Consider the following 26,658-nt stretch of genomic DNA (forward strand, 5'->3'; position numbering starts at 1 on the left):
ATTAGGGTGTCACTGGTAGTTTAATTGTAAAGGTTGTGCCATTGTAAGGAGTGCTGTCCACTTCGATCATTCCACCATGCAGCTTAATGCTCTGATAAGAGATAGATAGGCCTAATCCGGTACCGGCTTGCTTAGTAGTAAAGAAGGGGTCAAATATTCTATGAATATCATCTCCCGAGATCCCTTCGCCTGTATCAGCCAAACTAACGATAACCATATCATCCGTTTGTTTTGTTTTAATATCTAAATTACCACCGGAGGGCATAGCTTCAGCAGCGTTCACGATAATATTTACGAATACCTGTTTAATTTTTTCGGTATCCGCCAAGATTTGTGGGAGCTTAGGATCTAGGTGAAGTTGAACTTTTACCTTTTGTTTTCTTAACATTGCTGCTGAAAATGATAGGACTCCCATAATTAGATCATTAATAGAACATTCTCGAATAGAAACCTTAGTCGGACGTCCAAAGTCTAACAGTTCTTGAATTACAGAGTCTTGTCTGTCCACTTGTTCATCAATTGCCAGGGTGTATTCCTCGATACCGCTCATCTGAGAATATTCCTGTTTCATAAGGTCGACTAAAGTCTTAATAATGCCGATAGGATTTCGTAATTCATGAGCTACACCTGTAGCTAATTGTCCTAGAGCTATAAGATGTTCAGATTGCCTTAGTTGATCTTCCAAACGTTCCTTTTCACTTAAATTCTCGGCCATGCGATTGACAGCCCGGGCCACCTCGCCCAATTCACCAGACATTTCCGGTAATAGGTGGTGTATATCATATTCCATACGGTGTAACCCTCTTTTCAAGCGATCTACTCCAGTGGTAATATTGCGTATTGTTCTTAGAGTAGCAAACATGACTAAGGCTAATACGCCTAATGTAAAATACCGGAGTAATTTTCGATAGAAGCTGCTTTGATAAAAAAAGGGGTTAAGGCGTTCCCCGGCCCACATAACTGCAACCACTTTTCCTTTTAGGACAACGGGTGAAATGTATTCTACAACTTGATCATCAAAGGACCCGGAGATTCGAAAGAGCGGCTCTTTACCCATTTCTGCAGCTACAAGGCCCGATTTGGTACTGGCGAATATTTCTTTCTCTCTCTGGGTTTCTTCGTCGGGGGATAGGTTTCGATAATTATGTAAAAAACCCAATACTGTAATCTTTTCTGCTTGCGGAACATATAAACCGAAGCGAATACCAGAATTTGACGGAATATAAGGTTCTACAACTTTTGTGAACTCGTTGTGAAGAAGGTTAGGGGATAAACCTTCAGGTTCAAACCCCAAAGAGTCAAGATTTACAGAGAGTTCTTGATTAGTGCTTTTTACTAAAGCCGCAAGCCTCTGTTCCTTATCAAAAAAGATTACTTGGTCAGTTTGAGAAGCAAAGAAAATGTCGTACATTAAGGCTAATAAAGGGATGAGCATAATGAATGCAAAAATTGTAACCAGCTGATTGGTAAGGCTTTTTCTCTTGAACGATGATAGGAAATCCTTATGGATGCCCAAAACAAAGCCACCTCCAACTACCAATGGGTTCTATTAGTGAATTATATAATACATTTGACTGTAGCAAATGATACATGTAGGCGGAATTTAAAGAAAACATCTAATAATCTAAGCAATAGGGAGAAATAATCAGGTTAATCAAAGAATTTATTGTTACTATTTAAATGGGGGAGTATAGCATTTGCTACACTTCTTTTTTTAATGGTCATAATAAAAGCACAGAATATCAGCTAATTGACGTTGGCACAGTATTTGCTATATAGAGAATTATATCACAAACTAAGGAGGGGGGATATCTCTTTAAGTCTAGGTTTTTTACACTAAACAACAAAGGAGAGATTGGTATGAGTGAAGCGGTAAAAACGAGCTCTTTAAAAACTATCGTCTATCTGGGATTATCGATCTGTGCGTATGTATTGATTTTCTTTAATATTGATCAATTAAATGGTTTCTATTTAAGCAAAGGAATTATTCCAGCTGTTTGCCTTTTAGGCACTGTCATCGGAATCGCTTTTTTGTACGGGACAGCGATATCTCATACTCTAAGCATACTAGGCTTAGAAAGCAAACATTAGAAAGGGGGCTTCACCTATGGCTGGAGAAGCGGTTAATCTAGTTGGAGAGGTTATGCGGTTTATAGATATTACTCCTAAAACAGGACTATCTATGATAGGGCTTGGTTTTCTAGGAGGGACATTAAGTGGCTTTTTAGGAAGTGGTGGTGCCTTTGTAATGACACCAGGCATGATGGCCTTGGGAGTTCCTGGTATCGCAGCAGTAAGTACAAATCTTGCTCACAAATTTGGTAAGGCAATGGTTGGGGCAAGGAAGCACTCTAAGATGGGCAATGTAGATGTTAAGCTTGGCGTGTTTATGGTTGCTTTTCTTTTACTTGGAGTTAGGTTGGCAGTTATTCTAAATGAGTCAATCTTCGCCAGTATGGGTAAGGAAGGTTCGAACTTGTATATTAGTGTAGTTTTTGTGGTTCTGTTATCCGGTCTCTCGGTTTTTATTTTAAGAGATATTTCCAAGCCAAACTCTAAGAAGGGTTCAAGTGAACCGTCGGGATTGGCTGCTAAATTATCAAGCTTAAATATTCCTCCTATGATTTATTTTAAAGTTGCTAATGTTCGTGTCTCCTTATGGCTCGTTGCTATTATCGGTTTGGCAACCGGATGGTTAGCTGGAACCGTAGGTGTAGGAGGATTTATTGGAGTTCCAGCCATGATATATCTGCTAGGTATCCCTACAATGGTGGCTGCAGGGACAGAATTATTCCTAGCTATTTTCTCAGGCGCCTCAGGTTCCTTTCAGTATGCCATGAATGGTTTTGTCGATATTCGGCTAGTGTTACTACTGTATTTGGGATCTCTATTAGGACTCCACATTGGCGCCAATGCCACTAAAATGGTTACTGAATTACAAATTAAATTTGTAATGGCTATGGTCATTGGCATGTCTGCTTTAAGCAGAGCCTTCGCTATTCCTAAATATCTGACTGACCTGCATATGATGAACCTATCTAATGGAGTGGCTGGTTTTCTTGATTTGGCAGCTACAGTTACTCTGTACGGTGGTGCTATTATAGGCGTATTGATGATAATTAGGTATATCGTGCTATACAAACAGGCCTCAAAAGTAAACTCGCTGAGTTCGGTACAGAGTAAACTTAAGCGTGATCTTGCTTAGTTTAGCTTTCATTAATTTCATAGATCGAGGTGATGATATAGATGAATCAAGGAAATCTCTTTAAGGTACTTCTTTATTTTGACGGTACTCCGCATTCTTTGTCAGCTGCAGTTTACACAGCAGATTTACTAAACAGAATACCTCATATGTCTCTAACTATCGTACATGCACAAGAGAGTATTGAGGGGGGATCTATACCGAAGGAATACAATTTGATGGGGCTTTGGTCGTCAGACCTCTGCCCGATGAAACCAGAAGTTAATAAAGCAAGTCAGGATTCTAAGATTATAGCTAAAATTAATCAAATATTCTTTGAGGCGGGGCAGAATGTTAATCAAAAAGTTATCTTTGCTAATTCGAATATTCCAGATATCGTAGACGCAATCATTGATTATTCGACCAAACAGAGACATGAGTTGATCATCATGGGTACAAGAGGGCCAAGCAGCTTTAAGGGCTTAATGCATGGAAGTTTAGCACATAGTGTCCTGAATAAATCTAAAATACCGGTATTGCTGATTAAGAAACTGCCTCAGGAATTTATTGATGAGTTTTGCTCTTCTTCATCAGAAAAAAATGTTCGTCGCAAAGGGCGAAGAAATCATTTATATGAGGTGAAAACAATATAATTGCATTCAGAAAAAGTCTAGGAGAGTAATAATCGCCTAGACTTTTTCTGTGGGTTCTTTACAGCTACACCTAGGGAATAGAATAGATAATTAAAAGGATATGACTTAGAAAGGGAAAAGCTGTATAATATCCATGTAGATTATGTTAAAACCTGGATTTAATGTATGTATGGGGGTATTTTCTGAATGGCCAATCCTGGATTTCTGATAGTTGTTACTATAGTCTTTTTAGTTTATGGTGGGCTCAACTACTACATAGGTCTGCGTGGATGGCAGGCTCTGTTTAGCTATGTTCCAGTTTTTAATTCCAAGGTATATTGGACAATCTTCTTGCTGCTTTCCTCGGCTTACTTATTCAGTAGGCTATTCGAGAAATTTCTTCCAATAGTCTTACATGAAATACTAACTGTTATAGGGGCTTATTGGATGGCCTGTATACTCTACTTTCTAATAATAATATTGCTGCTGGATCTCCTCCGAGTGTTGAACCGTTGGCTCCACCTTGTACCATTAGGAATTAAACAGAGTTTAAACCCTGTCTTGGGGCTGGCTGTTTTCGTATTAGTAATAGGAATTATTAGCTATGGAGCCTGGAATGCCCGTCATCCACGAGTTAACCATTATGACCTAACAATTGCAAAGCAAGCAGGAGCTTTAAAGAAACTTCATGTTGTCATGGTTTCGGATATACATCTTGGAACAATTATTCAGAATGATCGCCTTACCAAGTTAGTCGACAAAGTTAATGATTTGAAACCCGACTTGATTCTTATGGCGGGAGATGTGTTTGATGAAGATATTGAATCCAAAAATAAACAGCAAGTTGCTGATAACTTCCGCAGGCTTTCATCAACTTATGGGAGTTTTGCTGTGTTAGGTAACCATGAATATATCGGCGGCAATGCCAATCAGGCAATAAAATATCTAAATGAAGCAGGAGTAAAAGTGTTAAGGGATAGTTCGGAAGAGGTTGGAGGGAGTTTCACGCTTGTAGGGAGAGATGATTTATCGGGATCACGCTTTAATGGAACGAAGCGAGAAAGCTTAGCAACTCTGATCCAGGGGATAAATCCCTCTTTGCCAATTATTGTAATGGATCATCAACCCTCTCATTTGGAGGAACCGGTTGAACAAAAGGTAGATCTTCAGGTTTCTGGACATACTCACAATGGGCAACTATTTCCTATTCAATTTATTACACGGAAAGTTTTTGAACAGGATTGGGGATATCTGCGCAAAGGGGACTTTCAACTCATAGTATCATCGGGCTATGGGACATGGGGGCCTCCGATTCGAATAGGGAATACCCCTGAGATCGTGGATATTACAATAACATTTAAATAGTAAGGTTAAATGAGCTCTGGAAGAGGTTGGCTTCCAGAGCTTATTGTTTGTGGCGCTATAGAGCGAATGACTTATCCGAAAATTCTCGTTGACGTATAAGGAGATTAGTGATAACATAAGTCCAAACGATGGTGATATTGATTATCAATTGCAAGCACCTTTTTATAATAAGGAGTTGGAAGAATGCCTTTAACTATGTTATCACCGGGTAAAGAGGCTGTAGTTGAAGCATGTAGAGCTAAAGAAACAACTAAAAAGTTCCTGGAAGGTCTGGGGATTATTCCTGGGGTTACGATATCAGTTATTTCCGAGTTTAGCGGCAATCTAATTGTGGCCATCAAAGGATCTAGATTGGCCTTAAATAGGGGAGTTGCCCAGCAAGTAATGGTTCATTCGTGAGTTTTGGAGGAGGTAAATGTTTTGGAAAGAACTCTAAAGGAGTTAAAAAATGGTGAGAAGGGCCTGATTGTGAAAGTCTTAGGTGAAAAGGGTCCTATAAAAAAACGGTTAATGGATATGGGTGTGACCCGGGGGGCAGAAGTATTAGTAAGGAAAGTAGCGCCGCTTGGCGACCCAATAGAAGTCAATATTCGGGGGTACGAATTAACCCTGAGAAAGGCAGAAGCCCAAAATATTATAATAGAATAAGGATTGCTCCTGCTTAAAGAGGAGTAATTTTTTTAAGGCATAATTGAGAATGGTTATCGATATCTGGGAGGAGTTGTGGAGTAGTGTCGTTAAAGTTTGCATTAGTGGGGAATCCGAACTGTGGAAAAACTACATTATTTAATGAAATTACTGGGAGCACTCAGCATGTTGCAAACTGGCCTGGAGTTACTATCGAAAAAAGAGAAGGAAAAGCTAAAAGGTTAAAAGAGGATGTTCTGATTATTGACCTTCCGGGGATCTATTCATTATCCCCATATTCTATGGAGGAAGTCATAGCCAGAGATTACATTGTTAATCAAACTCCAGATATTGTAATTAATATCGTTGATGGTACTAATATAGAAAGAAACCTCTATCTAACCACCCAATTAATTGAATTAGGGGTAAATGTTATTGTTGCTCTAAACATGATGGATTCCGTAGATGCCAAAGGGGATAAGATTGATCTGGCTACCCTGGAATCTTCACTGAATCTACCAGTAGTGCCAATCACTGCGAGCAAAGGTAAGGGCGTAAAAGAACTTTTGGATAGAGCTCTTAGTGTAGCTCAAACAGCATCTTCGGGCCATAGTTCTCCCCAGCTTCAAGAGATACATAATAAAAGTATCATAGCAAGTATTGAGGAAATTGAAAGCACGATTTTACCGGAACTTGAGAGTGAGGTGCAAAATCCCCGCTGGACGGCCTTAAAGCTTTTAGAAGGGGACGAGAAAGTTCAAGAAGCATTGAAGGTTCCGGCTTCATCGTTAATAAGGCTTAAAGGGTATCAGGAAAGATTAGAAAAGAATTTTGATATGGATATTGAGACAGTTATTGCCGACAGCAGATACCAATTCACGACGAAGGTTGCACGCAAAGTTGTTAAGAAAAAAGCAGATAACACACACCTAACCATTTCAGATAAAATTGATAAAGTTGTGACCAATAGAATATTAGCGATTCCATTGTTTCTAGCGCTGATGTTTGGAATATTCTCTATAACCTTTGGTACCATCGGCTCATCTACCATTGACATTGTGGACGTGTTGGTGAACGAAACAATAGCAGGCTTTGTTTTGACCGCCCTTGAAGGAGCGGGAGCAGCAGTTTGGCTGCAGGATCTCATTGTAGGCGGGATTATTGGCGGTTTGGGAAGTATGTTAGTATTCGTGCCGCAAATCATGATCTTATTTTTCTTTCTATCCGTTCTAGAGGACACTGGATATATGGCAAGAGCAGCCTTTGTTATGGATCGACTCCTGAGAAAGCTGGGCTTGAGTGGAAAATCGTTTATTCCCATGCTGATAGGTTTCGGATGCACCGTTCCGGCGGTCATGAGTGCAAGAACTTTGGAAAATGAAAAGGATCGGCGCTTAACAATCATGCTTGTCCCATTTATGTCCTGTGGAGCTAGGCTACCCATCTATGCTTTGTATACTGCTGCCTTCTTCGCCAGCAATCAAACCGTGGTAGTATTCTCCCTTTATATTTTAGGTATTATTGTAGCCATTTTGTCAGGAATTTTGCTTAAAAAGACTATCCTTAAAGGAGAGGTAGCACCTTTTGTAATGGAGTTGCCTCCCTATAGAATTCCCACATTAAAAGGCTTAATGATCCATATGTGGGATCGTGGCAAAGGTTTTGTCAAAAAGGCTGGGACGATAATCTTTGCGGCGGCTGTAATAATCTGGTTTTTACAGTACTTTAACTTTTCGTTCCAAGCGGTTTCGGAACCAGCTGAAAGTATGCTCGGTTCGATAGGTGGTGTTATTGCTCCTGTTTTTGCTCCGCTAGGTTTTGGAGACTGGCAATCTGCTGTTGCTCTGCTTACTGGGTTTATCGCCAAAGAAGCGGTTGTGTCGACAATGGGTATCCTGCATGGTGTGGCAGAGGCTACTGAAAGCTCAACGGACCTTATTACGGCTCTGCAAACGGTATTTACTCCATTAACCGCCTACGCCTTCATGGCCTTCTCGTTACTTTATCTTCCTTGCATGGCAGCTTTTGCAACCATTAAACGGGAGATGAATTCCTGGAAATGGACAATGATTACTATAGGATACTCAACAGGGGTAGCGTGGCTTGTTGCCTTTTTAATCTTTCAAATTGGAAAAATGCTGGGTTTCAGCTAATTAATTAAGGAATGGGTGAATTAAATGATTAATTGGATTATCGGCAGTTTCATCGTCGGAGTGACTGGGTTTATCATTGCAAGGTCAATTGGCAGAATGAGGAAGGGAGAAAGTTGCTGCAGCGGTTGCACTCAAAGTCAGTGTAATTGTACCCAATAAATTTAAGATCTTAATTAAAAATTAAAATAATACAAATGAAAAAAGTTTGTTAGGAGGCGGAAACAATGAGTATCGTGTTAGTTGGTGGTCATGACAGAATGCATAGTGAGTATATGGGTATCTGCAGCAAGCGAGGGCACAATGTAAAAGTCTATACACAGATGCCTACCAAGTTCGATAAAGTAATCGGATCTCCTGATGGAATTGTATTATTCACATCAACAGTCTCTCACAAAATGATTCATACTGCAGTAAAAGAAGCGAAGAGAAAGAAAATTCCCGTGTTTAGAAGCCATAGCAGCAGCGGTGCTTCATTGGACAGACTGCTGGATGAACTTGAAGAAAAAGTCATTGTATAATTACTAAATCTTAAGATAAGCGGCTATAGATAATCTCTAGTGGAGGAAAGGTATGTTTCAATTCATTCAAAGACTATTTCGTCCTCAACACTTCCACGATATCATTGAGTGTCTAGCAGCTGCTCTGGAAGCAAAAGATTTGTACACTAGCGGTCATTCTTCTAGGGTAGGGGATATGTCCTATGATTTAGGACGCTCTATGGGACTAAAAGGGCAGGAATTAGAAAATCTTCATATTGCGGCACACCTTCATGACATAGGCAAGATGGGTATATCTGAAAACATACTAAATAAGAAGGGGAGACTTCTTCCCCATGAATGGGCCCAGATACAAAATCATCCAGAGATTGGTTACAAAATCTTGGCTAAATCAAAGGGTCTTAAGCAAATTGCTGAAATTGTGCTGCATCACCATGAGCGCTGGGATGGGAAGGGTTATCCTAGTGGCTTATATGAAAACAGAATCCCACTAGGTTCAAGAATAATTGGAGTAGCTGATGCTGTTGATGCGATAACTTCGATAAGGCCCTATCGCAAGGCCTTGTCTTGGGAAGAATGCTGGGATGAGGTTGTCTTAAATAAAGGTATACAATTTGACCCTGTTGCTGTAGAAGCCTCGGAAAGACTATGGAAAAAATGGAGAGAACGATCCATGGAATCTGAGAGGAATGAGGGCGACTCTAAATTGGCAGTTGTAGCACTTCATTCGAAATGTTGAGCTTAGGCTATGTACTATCAATGAAATTTTTCGATTTAAACAAATAGTAGACACGCCACTTTCAAGTAAAAGTGGGTGTCTACTATTTGTTTATACTTTAGAATGTCTGTTTATCTAAGTGCTTCTGCGATACTCTGACCAAATTCTTGACACTTGATTAGAGCTTCTTCATCAGGATTCCAGGTTACCCGTAACCCTTCATTGAGTAATTCAAACTTAGCGTGTTCTAATTCAGTTGAAATAAGTTTTGTGTTTTCACCACTCCAACCATAACTGCCGAAAGCGGCTCCTCTTTTGTTTTTAAACCCTAAACCTTTAACCATTTCTAGGATTCCGGCAACTGCAAATGAGATACCCTTATTAATGGTTGGTGAGCCGACTAGAATTGCCTTGGATTTAAAGATTTCTGTAATAATATCATTTTTATCGGAATGGGTAGAGTTGCAATTAAATAATTTGACTGTAACATCTTGGTCACTTAATTTTATGCCTGCTGCAATATTCTCTGCCATCTTCCGGGTACTGTTCCACATAGTATCGTAAACAATTGTTATTTGATTTTCTTGATAATCTGAAGCCCATTCTACATACTTATTGACGATCTGGATTGGGTTGTCTCGCCAAATAACACCATGGCTTGGGCAAATCATATCTACTGGCAGATTAAAGCCTAAGATCTCGGTAATTTTGTTGCGGACGAAATTGCTAAATGGCGTTAAAATGTTCGCAAAATATTTCTGAGCTTCCCGATATAACTCCGCTTGATCAACTAAATCATTAAACATGTGCTCTGAGGCCAGATGTTGTCCGAAACCGTCATTACTAAACAAAATATTATCTCCGGTTAAATAGGTGAACATGGTATCAGGCCAATGGAGCATTCTAGCCTCAATAAAAACGAACTCTTTCGAACCAAGGCTTAGTTTATCTCCGGTTTTAACAGGGACGAAGTTCCAATCCTGATGATACTGCCCTTTTAGGGATTTGATGGCATTAGCGGTACAATAAATTGGAGTATTAGGGATTTCCCTCATTAGCTCAGGTAGAGCCCCACTGTGATCAGGTTCTCCGTGGTTAACAATTATAAAGTCGATTGTGTTTAAATCGATTTCTTTCTTTAAATTTGCGACAAATTCTTTGGCAAAGGGCGTCCATACGCAATCAATTAAGGCCGTCTTCTCGTCGCGAACTAGATACGAATTATAGCTGGAACCGTTGTGTGTAGAGAGTTCATCACCATGGAACTTTTTTAATTCCCAATCAATTTTACCCACCCATTGTACATTTTTATTAACTGTAAAACTCATAATATGACCTCCTGAATTTATTTTGTTCGAGTCAGTAATCTTTTAATAATGTTAAGCCTCGGCTAATCTGAAGCAATTACGTCCGTTCTGTTTTGCTTGATAAAGGGCTTTGTCCGCGGCTTCGATTAGGGGTGTGGGAGAATTAGCGAGGTTAGCATGTCCGACAGCTATTCCCAAACTAATCGTTACTTTAGGTATAATAGAGGAAAGACGATGGGGTATTTCTAGGCTTTCTACACTAACACGTAAGGTCTCAGCGACAGTTAAGGCACCCTCCACAGTGGTGTTTGGGAGAACAACCACAAATTCTTCTCCCCCATAACGTGCGATAAAATCTCCTTGGCGTTTAAGAGAGCCTTTTAAGGATGCTACGACTTCTTTAAGGCATTCATCCCCTTGCAAGTGGCCGTAAGTATCATTATACGCCTTAAAGAAGTCGATGTCACATAATATAAGTGCGATAGGTTCTCTGTTGTGTGTCGCTAGTAACCATAGCTGGTTAAGGAACTGATCAAAGTGACGGCGATTAGCTATTCCTGTTAATCCGTCAATGGAGGAAAGAACACTGAGTTCTTGGTTGGCATTTTCTAACTTGAATCTTTCCATAAGTAGAGTGTTTGCTAAAGGTCGGAAAATATACAATCCAAGAAAAGCGAGGGTTATAAGAATTACTAAGCCACTGGTAATCTCTAATAACCTAAGTTGATGAACCTTGGCTTCACTTTCTTTCTGGTGCAAAGATACTATCTGATCCAGAGATTCCAGGATATTTCCACTTTCTCGAAGCAAATATATTAGATGAGAGTTATTAGGCGTAAGTAAGTGTTCAGGATCCTGGGCTAAGGCCAAGGCTTCAGATGAGTAGCGGTTAAGCCGAGAGTGCATATTTACGGGTGGGCTGAAATACATCTCTTGCATTTGAGGTGATAAGCAATGTGATGGAATTATATGAGTACTACCCTCAACTAAGGTTTGGTGATTTGACTGCAGTTGAGCTATTGTTTCCGACAATTGCTGTCTAATCTGCTTGCGATCACTAGTATTTGAACTGTAAATTAGTTGAACACTAAGAAGTGCTGCTTTTTGGGAGAGCCAGCGTTGGCTCCCGCTAATATTAACAAGCAGCGCACTATCAGATTGAGTTGAAATAACTTGGTGCATTGAAAAGAATGTAGCAATTGTAAGCAGGGCTATTAAACTCAAGGCTGAAATGTATGTACGTGTTAGTTTAGATAGGGAAAAAAGTTTCATGTAGTATGCTCCTAAGCTCTGCAATGTCGCAAATGATATATGTAAATTATTCCTTCTACATTGTCATAAAATATTCCTGCCGAAGGGGATGATATGCTTATCCCAAATTGAAATCTTTAATTTAGGATAAGCATGGATGTTGTTCATAAAAATAGGATAGGAATGCATCATTGCATTCCTATCCCTTTATTCTTTCGAATTTGAAGCTCTACTTGGCCAGTTCCGGCAGCCGGTTCTTAATCAATTCAATCATTGTTGGATTTTTGATCTCAATAGGTTTGGTAGCTGGGTCATCTTGGAGATCTTCATATTTCATAGCTCCAAAGCTATGATCTCGAGTGAAGTGTCCACGTTCATCAGTTGGGTTCTTCCACATGAGTTTATCCAGATCAAAGGTTTTACCAGCATGACACTTGACACAGTTGTCAGTAGGTTTGTCTGTCGGAACAGTAGAGCCACTGGCGTTAGCTTTATGTGGAGTATGGCAAGTCAGACACTGATTCATTTGATTACTCTGATTATGCTTGCTAGCAAAGTAATTCCGTGTTCCATAGTGATTATTTGCAATAAAGGTTCCCTCAGCATTCTTGGATGGGTTGCTTTCATGACAACTATTGCATGAAACTCTAGCAACTTCAGAGCTCATTGTTCCCTTCTTATCAGTAGCACTTACATGGTTTCCGCCAGGGCCATGACAAGACTCGCAGGATACACCTAAACTGGGAGATCCAACTTCAATTCCAGGAGCATGGCATTTTCCGCATGTAAAACTTTCGGCAGTCCAGTCATTTTTACCATCTTTGTCGATATCAGCTTGTTTAGCGGGCTCAACGGTCCATTTGTCGTTTGTTTTATGAACTGCCCCAACTCGATAAATTTTTTCTTTAAATCCAGCCGATTCTGGTATTTCGGCAATTATATAATCGTTGACCATTACTCCGTATATTTTCGCCTTGGATAGATCCAGAGTTGTTGAGGTTGGTTTATCTTTGTTAGCTGCATCAAAAATAGTAACTTCGCCTAAAGGTTTTTCTAGAGGAAAATCTGCAAGAGGCTTAAAGGCTTCGTGATGTTTTGTATGAATTACACTGTCATAAGTCTCTGTGTGGCAGGCTTTACATGCATCATCCCCTGCATAGGACACTTGAGGGGTTCCGGTTAACTGTGGTCCCGTTGGTTGAGGTGTTGGAGTTTCATCGGTCTTGTTGCAACCCATAGCTAGTACTGTTAAAAAAGTAAGAGAAATAATTGAAGCGATAAAAGGTTTCTTCCAGTTCATTAAGTCGTTCCTCCTTAATTTAGAATCAATTAAATTCCAATAATTTATTGTGTCGACCAGAATTGGTCAGGAAGACAGGTATTATATTTTTAAGATGTTGATTAAACAACATTGTGGTCTTAGTTTGCTTATAATTTAATCGGATAATGCTTAAAAACAAAAATAATTAGCATGAAATTTATGGAAATTTCCTGATATAAATCGAAGATTCATTTTTCTCAATCAATTTATCCGAAAATTAAAGGTTTTTTGATTCCGTTCGCGAATAATCCTAATTACCAATTCTCTTATTGATTAAGACAGAAAGAAGGGAACTTTGTGCGTTCGCTAAAAAATCAAATCCTTATTATGTTGTTGTCATCGCTTTTTTTACTGGCAGCTTGTTTTCTCGTAGTTCTTGGAATATATATGAAGGATCGAGCAGTGGCGGCAGCGATAATTAAGGTAAAGGCGGATTTGGCTACCTGTGAGGAGATTATTGATAAGACATATCCCGGGGTGTGGTCAGAGAATGATGGAAATCTCTATAAAGGGACGGAGAAAATTAGTTTAAACAATGACTTGGTGGATCATTTATCCAGTTTGACAGGGGATACAGTAACCATTTTCCTTCGAGACACTCGGGTTGCTACAACCATACGTGGTTCAAATAACGAACGAGCAATTGGTACTAAGGTTTCTGAAAGTATTGTGCAGACGGTACTCAAAAATGGTCAAACTTACGTAGGAGAAGCCGATGTAGTAGGACAGTGGTATCAAACAGGTTATGTACCATTACGTGCAGAAAATGGCGACATCATTGGTATTTTTTATGTGGGAATATCTCATGCCTATGAACAGGAGATAATCACTCGGTCTTTGATTACAATGGCAGAAATAGGATTAGCCTTAACTCTACTGGTAGCGTTTGTTACCTGGTTTTTTCTCCAGAAAGTTATTATTTACCCTTTGCACAATATCATGTTAGGGACTCGGGACGTAGCAACCGGACACCTTACTGAGAAGGTTAAAGTGTCTGGAGCGAAGGAAATTGAAGAACTTGAAGATGCCTTTAACCAGATGGTAGAGCAGATCCAATCTCTTACTTCGGAAATGAATCGAATAAACAGCATTAACTCTAGCAATACCCCAACTGAGACGCTAAATCTAACTTCCGCTTATATGCCACCTCCTAACTTCGAGCTCCCAGGGAATACCGGAGATGCAGGATTACCTAAAGGATTACATCAAGCTACTCTGGGTCAGATAGTACAATTTCTTCAGGCGAATAAACGTCCACTCTCCGCAGAGGAAGTTGCAGAAGGAGTTAAGCTTACCAGGGTAACAGTACGTCGCTATCTTGAATTTCTTGAACATTGCGGAGTATTAAAATCTGAGCAGAAATATGGCACAGTAGGGAGACCCGTCAAATTATTCATACCACAGTGAAATAAGACTATTGTCATAGACTTCGCACTAGATTTTAGGCGGAGTCTATTTTGATGCTTAAATAAGGCAAAGTATCATTAGAAATTGTATGCAATACAACAAAACTATTAGATTTCCATAAGGATAAAAATGTAAAATATATCTGATTTGATAAAAAGCTTGTTATTTTCTTAATTAACTTAATTTTCTTTATTGATAAAACGCTTATTTAATGTTCATAAACACGACAGTAAGCTAATAGCGAGGTAAACTGTTCACAGCAATCGAAATTGACAAACAATTTCGATTTATCTGAGAGGATACTTTTTAAAAAATAGACGAAGAGAGGTGAGAAACGGGGTAATAAAAAATCTTTATATAAAGGAGGATTATCATGTGTGAAGCCGGTACACCTAATCAATTTGCCCAAAAGCTGGATAATTATATTGACAGTCTGACCCACAAAAAGGAAAATCTAATCGCAGTTCTTCATTATGCGCAAGAAATATATGGATATTTGCCCGATAATGTGCAATGGCATATTGCTCAGAAGTTGGATATACCCTCTGCTACAGTTTACGGTGTAGTAAGTTTTTATTCATTTTTTACGATGATACCTCGTGGGGAACATGTTGTTAATGTCTGCACGGGTACAGCTTGCTTCGTACGGGGGGCAGAAAAATTAAAAGAAGAACTTGAAAATCAGCTTAAAATTAAGGCCGGAGAGACAACTCCTGATAATCTCTTTACCTTAGAGACATTGCGCTGTGTTGGAGCCTGCGGTCTCGCTCCAGTCATGATTGTCGATGGCAAAGTGCATGGACGCATGCAAAAGCCACAGGACATAAATGAGGTTTTAGCGAAGTACCGTCCGGAAGGATAGACCCATATCTCAATTACCCTGTTTTTTAGAAGTAACCGTCCCCAGTATACGCTCTGAGAAGCGTCACCGAAGGAAGGGAAAGCCATATGAAACTCAAAAGTATTGATGCATTGAATGAATTACAAGCTCAAAACCTTAAACTCCTTGAAACAAGACGGATTATGGATTCCGCTGGAAGCGAAAAAACTCAAGGGCCGGTAAGGCATGTTATGGTCTGTGGAGGACCAGGTTGCCATTCCTCGGGAAGTCCGGGAATTGCCCAACGGTCAGAAGAAGAACTGAACAGATTGGAACTGTCTGAACAGATTAAAGTCTTCCAACCTGGCTGTTTTGGCTTTTGTGAAAAGGGCCCAATGATTCAAATCTTCCCGGATAACGTAACTTATTGTGAGGTCTCCAGTGAAGATGTGACAACTATTGTCGAAGAACACTTCTTGCAAGGAAAGATAGTAGAACACTTGCTTTTTATGGATCCTGAGACTAAAGAGCGTTTTGCTCGCAGCATCCCCTTTTACAACGGACAACTTCGGATAGCTCTTCGCAATGTGGGATATATTGCGCCGGAAAATATCCTCGAATACATTGCCGCAGATGGTTACCAAGCCTTAGCCAAAGTTCTTTTTTCTATGAAGCCCTTTGAGGTTATAGATGTTCTTAAGCAAAGTGGACTACGGGGGCGTGGTGGTGCAGGATTCCCCACAGGTTCAAAGTGGGAGTTCACCCGTAAGAGCCCAGCGGACCAGCGATACATTATATGTAACGCTGACGAAGGAGATCCGGGTGCTTTCATGGACCGCTCAGTCTTGGAAGGTGACCCCCATAGCGTTTTAGAAGCTATGCTTATTGCGGGTGCAGCCATTGGAGCATCCGAGGGATATATCTACGTTCGGGCAGAGTACCCAGCAGCAATTCATCGCTTAAAAATAGCTATAGAGCAAGCCCGAGAATATGGTTTACTAGGAAAAGGAATTTTAGGCAGCGATTTCAACTTTGAGATCGAGCTTAAATACGGAGCAGGTGCCTTTGTCTGTGGTGAAGAAACGGCGCTGATTCATTCCATTGAAGGGGCCAGAGGGGAACCTTCAGTAAAACCGCCATTTCCGGCTCAAAAAGGTCTGTGGGGTAAACCCACTTGCGTTAACAATGTAGAAACCTTGGCCAACATTCCGCCGATTATCCTTAAGGGAGCAGAATGGTTTTCTAACATTGGTACTGAAAAGAGCAAAGGGACTAAGGTCTTCGCTCTAGCAGGTAAAGTAAATAATGTTGGACTCGTAGAAGTACCCATGGGCACAACACTTCGGCAAATCATTTTTGATATTGGCGGGGGAATTAAGCAGCATAAAACATTTAAAGCGGCTCAAACCGGAGGCCCTTCAGGCGGATGCATCCCGACCAAATATCTGGATTCCCCTATTGATTATGAGTCTCTGGCAGCTATAGGCTCTATGATGGGTTCGGGTGGACTCATAGTCTTGGATGAAGATGATTGCATGGTCAATATCGCCAAGTATTTTCTAGAGTTTACGATGGACGAATCCTGTGGTCGCTGTACAGCTTGTCGGGTTGGTACCAAACGTTTGCATGAAATCCTGGAGAAGATCACTGAAGGAAAAGGGACGTTAGAGGATTTAGATAACATGGAAAGATTGTGTAATATCATTAAGGACACAGCTCTGTGTGGTCTAGGGCAAAGTGCCCCCAATCCCATTCTCTCCACCTTAAAGTATTTCCGGGAAGAATATATTGCCCATGTTGTTGACAAGACCTGTCCTGCAGGCGTTTGTAAGAGCCTGCTCAAATACGAAATTACAGATAAGTGCGTTGGGTGTTCCCTTTGCGTTAAGAAATGTCCTATGCATTGTATTACTGGAACAACTAAAAAGCGTCACGTTATTGATCAAGAACGTTGCCTAAAATGTGGGGCATGTATGGAACAATGTCGTGTCGTCGGAGCAATCATCTGCCATTAAGGTATCCCTAAAGGAGGACTCCATATGGATATACAGTTAACTATCAACGACATAGCGCTTAAAGTACCGGAAGGAACAACTATTTTAGAAGCCGCTAGAACCGTAAACATTGATATTCCAACTTTATGCTACTTAAAGCTTAACGAAATGCACTATAATAACAATATTGCTTCCTGCCGTGTCTGTGTCGTTGAAATAGAGGGACGACGCAATTTGGCTTCCTCATGTTCAACCCCAGTTTCCAGCGGCATGGTAGTCAGAACAGACTCATTGCGTGCTATCCAAGCCCGAAGAGCAATGGTTGAACTGCTTCTTTCCGATCACCCAAAATCTTGTTTGACTTGTGCTAAAAACCAAGATTGTGATCTTCAATCCCTCGCCTCAGAATTAGGAGTCCGCCATATCTCTTATGAAGGTGACGAATCTGAGTTTGAGATTGATATGTCAAGTTCCTCCATTGTTAGAGATCCTAACAAATGCATCCGCTGCCGCCGTTGCGAAACAATGTGCAACGAAGTGCAGACGGTAGGTGTTTATTCTGCAGTAGGTCGTGGCTTTGAAACAGTCGTTAAAACAGCTTTTGATTTACCCCTTAGCAAAACTGCTTGTACCTTCTGCGGACAATGTATTGCAGTATGTCCGACGGGTGCTTTAACAGAATTAGACCAGGTTGACAAGGTTTGGAAGGCACTTAACGATCCTAATCAATTTGTCGTTGTACAAACAGCACCGGCTGTACGGGTTGCTTTGGGTGAAGGGTTTGGATTAGAACCGGGGACAATTGTAACCGGCAAAATGGTCGCTGCCCTTCGAAGGCTTGGCTTTGACCGAGTCTTTGATACGGATTTTGCGGCCGACCTAACAATTATGGAGGAAGCAACGGAGCTTGTTCACCGCATACAACATGGCGGACGCCTGCCGCTTCTCACCAGTTGTTGCCCTGCCTGGGTCAAATTCTTCGAACATCAATTTCCGGATTTACTGGATATTCCTTCAACTTGTAAATCTCCGCATGAAATGTTAGGAGTCTTGATTAAAAGCTATTATGCGAGAACTTTAGGCATAGACCCTAAAACAATTACAGTTGTCTCAGTTATGCCTTGTGTTGCTAAGAAATATGAAGCTGCACGTCCGGAACTTTCCCAAGGGGCAGAAACTGCCGACGTGGATATTGTTATCACGACCCGAGAACTTGCACGTATGATCCGAGAAGCAAGCATTCATTTTGACCATCTAAAAGACGAAGAGTTCGATCATCCTTTAGGGGAATCGACAGGTGCTTCTGTAATTTTCGGAACGACTGGCGGGGTTCTCGAAGCTGCTTTAAGAACAGCCTACGAGGTACTCACCGGAGAAACCCTGGAGAAAGTAGAATTTGAGGTTCTTCGAGGAATGAATGGGCTTAAAGAGGCCGTTGTACCAATTGCTGGTCGGGATTATCGGGCTGCAGTCGTTCATGGGTTAGGAAATGCTCGAACAATTCTCGAGAAAATCCAAGCTGGCGAAAGTGATTATGATGTAATAGAAATCATGGCCTGTCCGGGAGGATGTATTGGCGGCGGCGGACAACCCTATCACCATGGAAATTTAGAAATTCTATCCGCACGAGCAGAAGGATTATATCGAGAGGATCGCTCCAAGCCTTTAAGGAAGTCCCACGAAAATCCAGCTATTATTGGTCTCTATAAAGATTATTTAGGTGAACCCTATGGGGAAAGAGCGCATAAATTACTTCATACCAGTTATGTAGCACGGAAGAAAATCTAGTTACTTGTAAGAGTGTAAAAAGTTCAAGAGGAGTAAGCGTCCATTAGGATGCTTACTCCTCTTGTTATGTTTTGGGAAATGCTATTTTGTTGGATAAATCTCTTTCTTTTCTTGCCACGGCAAAAATTTTGCCTCCAATCGGCGAAAACCAAAGTCTAATGATAGGCCGACAAGCCCAATAACCAGAACCCCACTAAGCATTAAATCTGTTTGAGCCATTTCACGGCCCTCCTGAATCAGGTAACCAATACCCTGGGAAGAACCTAGTAGTTCTGCCGCTACTAAGGATCGCCAACAATAACTAAGGCCCAGCCTCATACCGACAAAGACAGAAGGAGCAGCTGACGGGAGATATACTTGGGTAATTAAACCCCAGCGAGAAAGACCATAAATGCAGGCTACTTCTTTGAGTTCTATATCTGTACTGGCGATTCCATGTAAGGTATTAAGAAAGATTGGGAAAAAGGCTGAGTACATAATAATGGCAATCTTTGAAGCTTCATCAATGCCCAACCAGAGGATAAACATAGGAATCCAAGCAATGGCTGGAATTTGTTGAAAAAAGCTCAGGCTGGGTGATAAAAAACTACGTACCCCTGGGAATAGGCCGAGCAAGAAACCAAGTGGAAGAGCCAGACAGAGAGCAAGGCTAAAGCCGATACCAACACGGTATAGACTGGTGCCTATATGCTTTATCAGCAGTCCATTACTAGCGATGGTTAATAGACGATCCCAAATCTGAGAGGGCGGGGGAAGGAGATAGACATTCAGCCAGCCCAAAGCACTGAGTATTTCCCAGATTACCAAAATAATCCCAGGAAGAGCTAAGCCTTGAAAAAGTTTTATCCCAAACCCCATCCTCATTGAGCTAGTTAACGCCCCCGTCAAAGTTTTTGACTTTTCTCGTGGAGTATTTGCGGGAGCTTTCATAAAAAAACCTCCATAATTATGTTGTGGGTAGGTAACTTGGATCAACTAAGTCCTCCACAAGTTTATTAATGTCGACATCAGGACGGATCATTCCTTCCTTTTGCAAAAAGGTAGCGGATGCTTGCAAGTCGGCCTTAACGTCATTAAGGCTCATGTCAAAGTTAAACTCGGGATAAAGGTTTTTCACGCCCTTTATATCCAGTTGATTTTGCTTTGCGGTCATTGCGAATGCTTCTTCAAGGTTTGTTTCGCTCCAGTTGACGGAAGCTTTATGAACTTTTAAGAAACGTTTTACTAGTTCGGGTTGAGTCTGAGCAAATTCGTTGCGCACAGCAATTACGGTCAAGCCGGAAATTAGTCCTTCTGCCGAACGCAATTTTTTAACTTTACCCGTAGCAACGGTTTTGGAAAGTAGTGGTTCAGGCAAAATTGTGGCAGCAACATGTCCTGCTGCAATAGCTGTAGCTGCGGCAGTGGAATCCATATTTACAAGTTGTATATCCTGAGTTGTCAGATTTACTTCTGCCAGAGCTCGAATTAGCATTTCATGAAGCATAGTCCCTTTTTGTAGAGCGATTTTTTTCCCTTTAAGGTCTGCAATAGAGCTTATAGATCCATTAGGGGTTACAACGAGACTTATTCCTTTGGGAAAGTGTGAGTAAGAGGAAACGACTTTGATATCATTCCCGCTAGCTTTTGCTAAGATAACCGAAACGTAATTCAGACTATTGGAAAAATCAAGTGATTTACCAGCTAAGGCTTCTAGTTGATTGCTTGGAACCGGTATATCGTGCCATTTAAATTCTATACCGTCTTTCGCAAACTCCTCTTCAAACATTTGCTTTTCCTTAGCGACAACTGAAGGGATGTTGATGGGCCGGGAGACATAGGAAGCGTTTATTTCTTTGGGTTTATCAGGTAGGGTTTGGTTAGAAGAACTTTGAGGTGCACAGCCAATTAGCAAGGTTGTGCATAAAAGGGAAATAAATAATAGCTTTGAACGAAACATTTAACCACAATCCTTTTTGTTAAACTTAAATTATCCTATTTTTAGTTTAACACACCTAAGGTACATGAAGAGTAAAATGACAAAGAAATTTGAAGTAGATTCAATATTTTCAAATTTCAAACCTTTATACAAAACAACATTTACTTATATAAGTAAAATGGTGGGGTTAGCTATGACTATTTAGTATTATTTTACAACATCAGATTGAAAAACCGAGGTATTGTCTTTGACAAATATCTCAAAGCTTCTTGGCTTTTTACCAGTTAGTTTTTCATAATCATTGGTTACCTTTTTCGCTGTTCCAAGACGAGTCATTAGATAAAGCATGACTGTAACATTGACATATTGCTTGTCAAGTTTGCGGACCTTTACCATATACCTCCAATAGGCATAAATTGATGGTTTGACTTAATGAGACAATATTTTATAGAATTTACGAATGATTGTCCAATTAAAACAGGTAAGTAATTATAAAAAAAAATCCCCACCGGGTGGTGCGGATTTAAGAATTGCGTATATGAACTATAGATCGAAGGTAGAGATTAAGATATAAAAAACAATAGGATCGTTAACCCCCGGAAACAATGGGTAAAAGTCTTATTTCAGAGCCGTCAGCAAGAGAATCTTTATAAGGCTGGCCACAAGGTAAGAGCTTTCCGTCTAGGACTACTAAAGTCATAGAATCCGGGGATTTTCCGGCTGATTTTAAGGCATCTGCCACGGTCATGCCATGTTTAAATTCAATCTTTAGTCCGTTTACTTTTATCATCAGAATTCAAAAAGCACCTCCAATTCATAATCGTTAATATCAAACTGAGAACCGGTTGCGATAGAACGTTCGGTGTAGAAGAAATCAGGGAGTCTGTCATCTTTAATGGTCATTCCCGCCATTTTGTTGAAAGCTCTCTCTGTTAAAAGTGATTTTACGCCAATACTGGTAACACGAAGAAGATCGGCTTTACCGCCAAATAAACCGGCCATCATTTCTGCAAACAACTGTAAATCTGTAACCGTATGGGCAAAGGCAAAAATACACATCATACTATCGGCAAAACTCATAGCTACTTGCAATTTGGTCGAGACATAGGCTTGAGCCGCCCGTCCGGTGTCTTCAAAAGCACGGCCCATAGAAAGCCCTGCAGTATGGTCAGCCCCCATGGGACTTGTGGCATAAGTGATCCCTGTACCCTTGGTGTTGCGGGGATCATAGCCGGCTATTGCTTGGTGTTTTACCACGGGAATGCGTTTGCACCCGAGGCTTTTGCCAACTGCTTCACAGCCATTACCCAGAATATTACCGAATTCTGTGCCCTCTGCCATCTCTTTAAGCAGACCGAGAGCGGCAGCGGCATCCCCCCATGGAATTTTTCCTGCTTCCATGCACACGGCAATTGCGTTGGCGATATCTATGGTATCCACACCCAGATCATCACAAATACGGTCCATTTCGGCAATGGCATCTAAATCGCTGATGTGGCAGTTTGGTCCAAAGAGTGCTACTGTTTCATATTCAAAACCTGAAGTGAGATAATCCCCATTTTTATCATTGTAAACATTGGAACACTGTACGACACAGCCTGGTTGGCAAGCACGCTTATTACGACCGCCCCGGGATTTTAGATTGGACATAAATTTGTTGGATCCAACCTCTGTGTAGTCAGGGAATAGTTTCCCGGAATAATTGTCAACTGGAAGGATTCCGTTGGCACCGGTAACATCGATGGTTGAGATCGTCCCAATGGTTTGAAACGGATCATTTTTTGCTCCTTCAGCAATTAACTTATTAAGCTTCAGACAAGCATCTTTAAATTGGGCTTCATTAGCATATTGCACCTTATAAGGCTCCAATGGCTTCTCAATAACAACAGCCTTAAGTCGCTTACTTCCCATCAGCGCCCCCAGGCCACCTCGTGCAGCGGCTCGGCTTGGATGACCGGTACCGAATTCTGAAACTTGTAGTGAAGAACACTTATAGAGTCGTTCTCCAGCGCTGCCTATGGATACAGTTGCAATCTTGTCTCCGAAACGTTCATCAAGCTTCTTGGCGATGTCGTAATTATTTAGTCCCTCATACATACTTGCATCCTCAAGGGATGCTTTGCCTTCGGCATTGATATGCAAAAACCAGAGACGGTCATCGGCGGGGATTTCCTTAACCACAACCAGCTTAATGCCTTGCTCGGCTAATAGAGAAGCGGCATATCCACCGGCATTACTCTCTTTTATTCCTCCGGTTAGAGGACTTTTACCACCAATAGAGAGTCGGTGTGCAGTGGTTAATTTTGTTCCTGCAAAAATTGTTGTGCAGAAAATAAGCTGATTTTCATTGGACAAAGGGTCGCATTGGGGAGGAACGTTCTTGATCATATATTGAGCAATTAAGGATTTGCCCCCTAGTTCTCGGTACTCGTCATCCAGAGGTTCTTTACTAAGCGTCAGATTTTTCATATCAATGGTTAGTTTTGACCACATAGTTATCCTTCCTTTCAATTATAAAGCCTTTAAGGTAGGTGGAAATTCATCAAGCGTCGTAGGCAGACTTGATCAATTCAGCAATCTTTGGTGTAGGGATACGGTAGGGTGCTAAAGCCAACCCCGTGTCTGCTGCCACCAGTGGTGCAATTTGAACTGCATTTTCAAGAGAAATTCCCAGCTCTTTAAGATTTGGAATCTCTAAGGATTTGATGAGGGTGCGGATAGCCTTACGGGCAATAGCGCCTATTTCCTCGGAGGATGCGTCTTCTGCAACCACCTCTCCTAAACACTCACAGATCATTCTAACTTTATTGAATTCTGTTTTTGCTGTGTATTCAATAACTTCAGGCAAGGTTACTGCACAGGCAATCCCATGGGGAAGATGGAACTGAGCGCCTAAGGTATGACCTATTGAATGACCAACATGAACCAGAGCATTGGTAAAGGCCATTCCCGCATACATAGATGCAAGCAGCATCTGCTCTCGTGCTTCTAGGTTAGAACCCTCACGAAAAGCTACAGGGAGCCATTTACCAATTAATCGAATAGCCTCCCGGGCTAGAGCATCCGAAATTGGATTAGCCTGTCCGCCGGTTAGGGATTCTACTGCATGTGCTAAAGCATCTATACCGGTTGCTGCAGTCATCTTTGGAGGCAGTCCTAAAGTTAGATCAGGGTCCAGAATAGCTAGTGTACCAACACAAACGGGACTTACGACACTGTCTTTTTTATCAAGAGAAGTGCAAGAGACGACACACATATTGGTGACTTCACTGCCCGTACCGCTGGTTGTAGGAATGAAGATCATGGGTACACCAGGGTTAAGAGTCTTTTGAACACCAAAGTACTTCATAATAGGAGGGGGGTTATTAATTAGGACATTTATGCCTTTAGCTGTGTCGATGGCACTGCCTCCCCCAATGGCTACGATGCCGTCAACTCCTTCATTGACCGCCATTGCTGCTGCCGCTTCAATCATTGTATCCGGGGGATCAGGGAGCACCCCATCAAAACAAATAGTTTGGATTCCGGAGTTTTGGATATTTTCCACAATTGTGTCAGCTATGCCAACATCTTTAAGCCCCTTGTCGTAAACCACAAGGACTTTTTGGCATCCCAACTCCCGAACCTTAAGTCCGGTTCTTAGGGATGCGCCGCTGCCCATGACAGCCGGAACAAAAACGTTATAAGACGTAATCACTATTAGCCACTCCTTCCTTTTTAACAACAATGGGAAAAGTAAAAGTTTTCAGCCAATTCGTTATATCAATGCTATCATGTAGTTTTTTTTAGGTATACGTACTACTCATACAAAAGGAGGCAGTATATTTCTACATTTTTAACTATTCAAAATTAACCGGATAAGAATGAATTATTTTTAAATATATATTATGATATAGACAAGAAGGCGAGGTGAAAGTATGCATTTTCAAGAGCTTATTGCATTATTACAAGAGAACTATAAGCTGCAAACTGTTTTGTCGGGCAATTCTCCAGACATTATCGATATACGTTTACTGGATAGAAACGAAGATCACTGGCAAGAGAAAGTACTATATGTAGGCAGCTTACACCAATTAAAGAATCAGCTGGATCACCCGATAATGCTGCTTTCTATGGATGAGCCGCTTTTTGCTTTACCTGAGGGCAGCAACTATGCTCTCGTCAGCCATGAGGACTTAAACGATGTTTTCAATCGAGCTAAAGATTTAATATTTGAAGATTTGCGGGGAGATAACATATTTTTTGAGTTGGCACAAATGGCCTTAAGGGGAAAAACTATAAATAGTGTCATTGATACCGCTGCACAATTGTTTGGAAACGCTTTAATTCTTATTGACTCTAGCCAGAAGGTACTGGCACATTCAATCAGCTATGAAATTGTTGATCCGCTTTGGGCTCAGAATGTTGCAAGGGGATATTGCTCCTATGAATTTATCCAGAAGGTTCGCTCTAATAAGCAAATGAAAGAATGGAGTAAACGAGGAAACGAAAGTCAGCTGATTTCATTACCCGGTGATCTTCAGCCTAAACTGGTGACCCGCATTACTCAGGAGGGTCATGTCGTCGGGGGCTTAGTTATGGTTGAACATCATACCCCCATTGGACACAGTCATCATCGTCTGCTTCCCCTAGTCGGCAGATTACTCTTTGATGTCTTTAAGAGGGACTCTGCCTCAGAGGGAGCTTACGAATCCTTTTACAGTACTATCCTTTTTAGCTTGCTAAATGAAGCAGAGATAACAAATACCTTAGAACAAATAACCATGTTAAAAGTTAGTTTTCCGAAAGAAATGCGTGTGGTAGTAGCCCGTTTTATCCACCATATAGAAAACCGTTACCTAAAGAACACTTTCGCCATGGAGTTGGAACGTATTTTTCCCAAGGGGTATCCAGTAAGGTATAAAAGCTATATGGGAATTTTGGTACCCTCAATTTCTGAAGGACAGATACAAGAACTTACTAACCTTGCCCAATTTGAAGAGGTAAGTATTGGACTAAGCTGGTCTTTTTCATCAATTACAGAATTCAAGCGCCATTTCAATCAAGCGGTAGCCTCTATAAAACAAGCCCAGCGTTTCGGTCTGACCAGCCAAGTTTTTGACTATAGTGATTTTAATTATTATGACATGTTGTTCAACTATACTGGGAAAACTCCCTTAGACCATTACTGTCATCCTGCTTTGAAGGTTCTTCGAGAATATGACAAACTGAACAACACTGAACTTTATGTTACGCTGCGAGCCTTTTTGGAACACAAAAATAGCCTCCGAGCTACGGCAGAGGCCTTATTCGTACATAGAAACACACTAATCTACAGAATCAATCGCATTAATCAGCTTACAAATTTAGACCTAAACAATGTAAATGCAGTCCATGCTCTTATCGATTCGTTCAGAATTGAAAAGTTCCTGAATCAGCTATAATAAATCTTAAATCCTTTTAAGATTTAATTAAAGGAAGTCGTTGACAGAAATGATTAGATTTGATCACGTATTTCATGTTAACCGTTTCAAATTCAAGGTTGTTGGCAGTGTCTCTCTGACCAAGAACGATTATACCAGATGTTTAGGGCGATATTTGTTGAGTTATTGACAAGAATGTTATTTATGGTTACTATGGAGTGAGTAATCACTCATTTCTTAATAATGGGTTGGTAAGTAATAAGTATTTTAAGTTCTT

Annotated in this window: 24 protein-coding genes; 14 read left to right on the top strand and 10 right to left on the bottom strand. The window is 40.9% G+C overall.

Going from position 1 to position 26,658, the window contains the following annotated elements; genetic code table 11:
• Window position 1: 1 nt before the first annotated feature.
• Window positions 2-1,516: an ATP-binding protein gene (locus DP73_RS01000; protein ID WP_128751359.1), complete on the bottom strand. Its 1,515-nt coding sequence runs from the start codon at window positions 1,514-1,516 to the stop codon at window positions 2-4.
• 344 nt (window positions 1,517-1,860) lie between these two features.
• On the opposite strand from DP73_RS01000, the gene DP73_RS01005 reads away from it, so the two are divergent.
• The 9 genes from DP73_RS01005 (at window position 1,861) to DP73_RS01045 (ending at window position 9,194) form a co-directional block, all read left to right on the top strand.
• Complete coding sequence (locus DP73_RS01005; RefSeq protein ID WP_034596789.1) at window positions 1,861-2,091, top strand: hypothetical protein; 231 nt, start codon at window positions 1,861-1,863, stop codon at window positions 2,089-2,091.
• 16 nt (window positions 2,092-2,107) lie between these two features.
• Window positions 2,108-3,205, top strand: a complete 1,098-nt coding sequence (locus DP73_RS01010; protein WP_034596790.1) for a sulfite exporter TauE/SafE family protein — start codon at window positions 2,108-2,110, stop codon at window positions 3,203-3,205.
• A gap of 41 nt (window positions 3,206-3,246) precedes the next feature.
• Window positions 3,247-3,834, top strand: coding sequence for a universal stress protein (locus DP73_RS01015; RefSeq protein ID WP_034596791.1), 588 nt, complete (start codon window positions 3,247-3,249; stop codon window positions 3,832-3,834).
• Window positions 3,835-4,020: 186 nt separating this feature from the next.
• Complete coding sequence (locus DP73_RS01020; RefSeq protein WP_034596792.1) at window positions 4,021-5,178, top strand: metallophosphoesterase; 1,158 nt, start codon at window positions 4,021-4,023, stop codon at window positions 5,176-5,178.
• Between the two features lie 183 nt (window positions 5,179-5,361).
• Complete coding sequence (locus DP73_RS01025) at window positions 5,362-5,577, top strand: FeoA family protein (protein ID WP_034596793.1); 216 nt, start codon at window positions 5,362-5,364, stop codon at window positions 5,575-5,577.
• A 21-nt stretch (window positions 5,578-5,598) separates the two neighbouring features.
• Window positions 5,599-5,826 carry a FeoA family protein gene (locus tag DP73_RS01030; RefSeq protein WP_034596794.1) on the top strand — a complete coding sequence of 76 codons (228 nt, stop codon included), beginning with the start codon at window positions 5,599-5,601 and terminating at the stop codon, window positions 5,824-5,826.
• A gap of 83 nt (window positions 5,827-5,909) precedes the next feature.
• The gene (feoB, locus tag DP73_RS01035) at window positions 5,910-7,958 is read left to right on the top strand and encodes a ferrous iron transport protein B (RefSeq protein ID WP_034596795.1); all 2,049 of its coding nucleotides are present in this window, start codon (window positions 5,910-5,912) and stop codon (window positions 7,956-7,958) included.
• Between the two features lie 224 nt (window positions 7,959-8,182).
• Complete coding sequence (locus tag DP73_RS01040) at window positions 8,183-8,476, top strand: DUF2325 domain-containing protein (protein ID WP_014901636.1); 294 nt, start codon at window positions 8,183-8,185, stop codon at window positions 8,474-8,476.
• A 52-nt stretch (window positions 8,477-8,528) separates the two neighbouring features.
• Entirely contained in the window at window positions 8,529-9,194 is a 666-nt protein-coding gene (locus tag DP73_RS01045; protein ID WP_034596797.1) for an HD-GYP domain-containing protein, read from the top strand.
• Between the two features lie 110 nt (window positions 9,195-9,304).
• On the opposite strand, the gene DP73_RS01050 is transcribed toward DP73_RS01045, so the two are convergent.
• The 3 genes from DP73_RS01050 to DP73_RS01060 all read right to left on the bottom strand — a co-directional run bounded on the left by DP73_RS01050 (window position 9,305) and on the right by DP73_RS01060 (window position 13,031).
• Window positions 9,305-10,501: an anaerobic nitric oxide reductase flavorubredoxin gene (locus tag DP73_RS01050; RefSeq protein ID WP_034596799.1), complete on the bottom strand. Its 1,197-nt coding sequence runs from the start codon at window positions 10,499-10,501 to the stop codon at window positions 9,305-9,307.
• Window positions 10,502-10,552: 51 nt separating this feature from the next.
• Window positions 10,553-11,752 carry a diguanylate cyclase gene (locus tag DP73_RS01055; protein WP_034596800.1) on the bottom strand — a complete coding sequence of 400 codons (1,200 nt, stop codon included), beginning with the start codon at window positions 11,750-11,752 and terminating at the stop codon, window positions 10,553-10,555.
• Window positions 11,753-11,960: 208 nt separating this feature from the next.
• Complete coding sequence (locus DP73_RS01060; RefSeq protein WP_034596801.1) at window positions 11,961-13,031, bottom strand: cytochrome c3 family protein; 1,071 nt, start codon at window positions 13,029-13,031, stop codon at window positions 11,961-11,963.
• 318 nt (window positions 13,032-13,349) lie between these two features.
• Between DP73_RS01060 and DP73_RS01065 the strand changes: the two genes are divergently transcribed.
• The 4 genes from DP73_RS01065 to DP73_RS01080 all read left to right on the top strand — a co-directional run bounded on the left by DP73_RS01065 (window position 13,350) and on the right by DP73_RS01080 (window position 19,061).
• Window positions 13,350-14,459, top strand: a complete 1,110-nt coding sequence (locus tag DP73_RS01065; RefSeq protein ID WP_034596802.1) for a cache domain-containing protein — start codon at window positions 13,350-13,352, stop codon at window positions 14,457-14,459.
• Window positions 14,460-14,832: 373 nt separating this feature from the next.
• Window positions 14,833-15,321, top strand: coding sequence for an NAD(P)H-dependent oxidoreductase subunit E (locus DP73_RS01070; protein ID WP_034596803.1), 489 nt, complete (start codon window positions 14,833-14,835; stop codon window positions 15,319-15,321).
• A gap of 86 nt (window positions 15,322-15,407) precedes the next feature.
• A complete protein-coding gene (locus tag DP73_RS01075) occupies window positions 15,408-17,294 on the top strand; it encodes an NADH-quinone oxidoreductase subunit NuoF (protein WP_034596804.1) in 1,887 nt (628 codons plus the stop codon).
• A gap of 24 nt (window positions 17,295-17,318) precedes the next feature.
• Window positions 17,319-19,061 carry an NADH-dependent [FeFe] hydrogenase, group A6 gene (locus DP73_RS01080; protein ID WP_034596806.1) on the top strand — a complete coding sequence of 581 codons (1,743 nt, stop codon included), beginning with the start codon at window positions 17,319-17,321 and terminating at the stop codon, window positions 19,059-19,061.
• Between the two features lie 81 nt (window positions 19,062-19,142).
• Here DP73_RS01080 and DP73_RS01085 read toward each other — a convergent pair whose 3' ends face one another.
• The 6 genes from DP73_RS01085 to DP73_RS01110 all read right to left on the bottom strand — a co-directional run bounded on the left by DP73_RS01085 (window position 19,143) and on the right by DP73_RS01110 (window position 24,676).
• Complete coding sequence (locus DP73_RS01085) at window positions 19,143-19,991, bottom strand: ABC transporter permease (RefSeq protein ID WP_052090324.1); 849 nt, start codon at window positions 19,989-19,991, stop codon at window positions 19,143-19,145.
• Between the two features lie 16 nt (window positions 19,992-20,007).
• Window positions 20,008-21,000 carry an aliphatic sulfonate ABC transporter substrate-binding protein gene (locus tag DP73_RS01090; protein ID WP_034596808.1) on the bottom strand — a complete coding sequence of 331 codons (993 nt, stop codon included), beginning with the start codon at window positions 20,998-21,000 and terminating at the stop codon, window positions 20,008-20,010.
• A 186-nt stretch (window positions 21,001-21,186) separates the two neighbouring features.
• Complete coding sequence (locus DP73_RS01095) at window positions 21,187-21,375, bottom strand: hypothetical protein (RefSeq protein ID WP_034596810.1); 189 nt, start codon at window positions 21,373-21,375, stop codon at window positions 21,187-21,189.
• Window positions 21,376-21,568: 193 nt separating this feature from the next.
• Window positions 21,569-21,769 (bottom strand): MoaD/ThiS family protein, encoded by a 201-nt coding sequence (locus DP73_RS01100; RefSeq protein ID WP_034596813.1) that lies wholly within the window; start codon window positions 21,767-21,769, stop codon window positions 21,569-21,571.
• Complete coding sequence (locus tag DP73_RS01105; RefSeq protein ID WP_034596815.1) at window positions 21,769-23,472, bottom strand: aldehyde ferredoxin oxidoreductase C-terminal domain-containing protein; 1,704 nt, start codon at window positions 23,470-23,472, stop codon at window positions 21,769-21,771. Before DP73_RS01105 ends, DP73_RS01100 begins: the two co-directional genes overlap by 1 nt.
• 49 nt (window positions 23,473-23,521) lie before the next feature.
• Window positions 23,522-24,676, bottom strand: coding sequence for an iron-containing alcohol dehydrogenase (locus tag DP73_RS01110; RefSeq protein ID WP_052090325.1), 1,155 nt, complete (start codon window positions 24,674-24,676; stop codon window positions 23,522-23,524).
• 220 nt (window positions 24,677-24,896) lie between these two features.
• Here DP73_RS01110 and DP73_RS01115 point away from each other — a divergent pair, with 220 nt between their 5' ends.
• Window positions 24,897-26,402, top strand: coding sequence for a PucR family transcriptional regulator (locus DP73_RS01115; protein ID WP_034596816.1), 1,506 nt, complete (start codon window positions 24,897-24,899; stop codon window positions 26,400-26,402).
• The last annotated feature ends 256 nt before the right edge of the window (window positions 26,403-26,658 follow it).

Origin of the sequence: Desulfosporosinus sp. HMP52 (assembly GCF_000765145.1) — a bacterium.
Classification (GTDB): domain Bacteria; phylum Bacillota; class Desulfitobacteriia; order Desulfitobacteriales; family Desulfitobacteriaceae; genus Desulfosporosinus.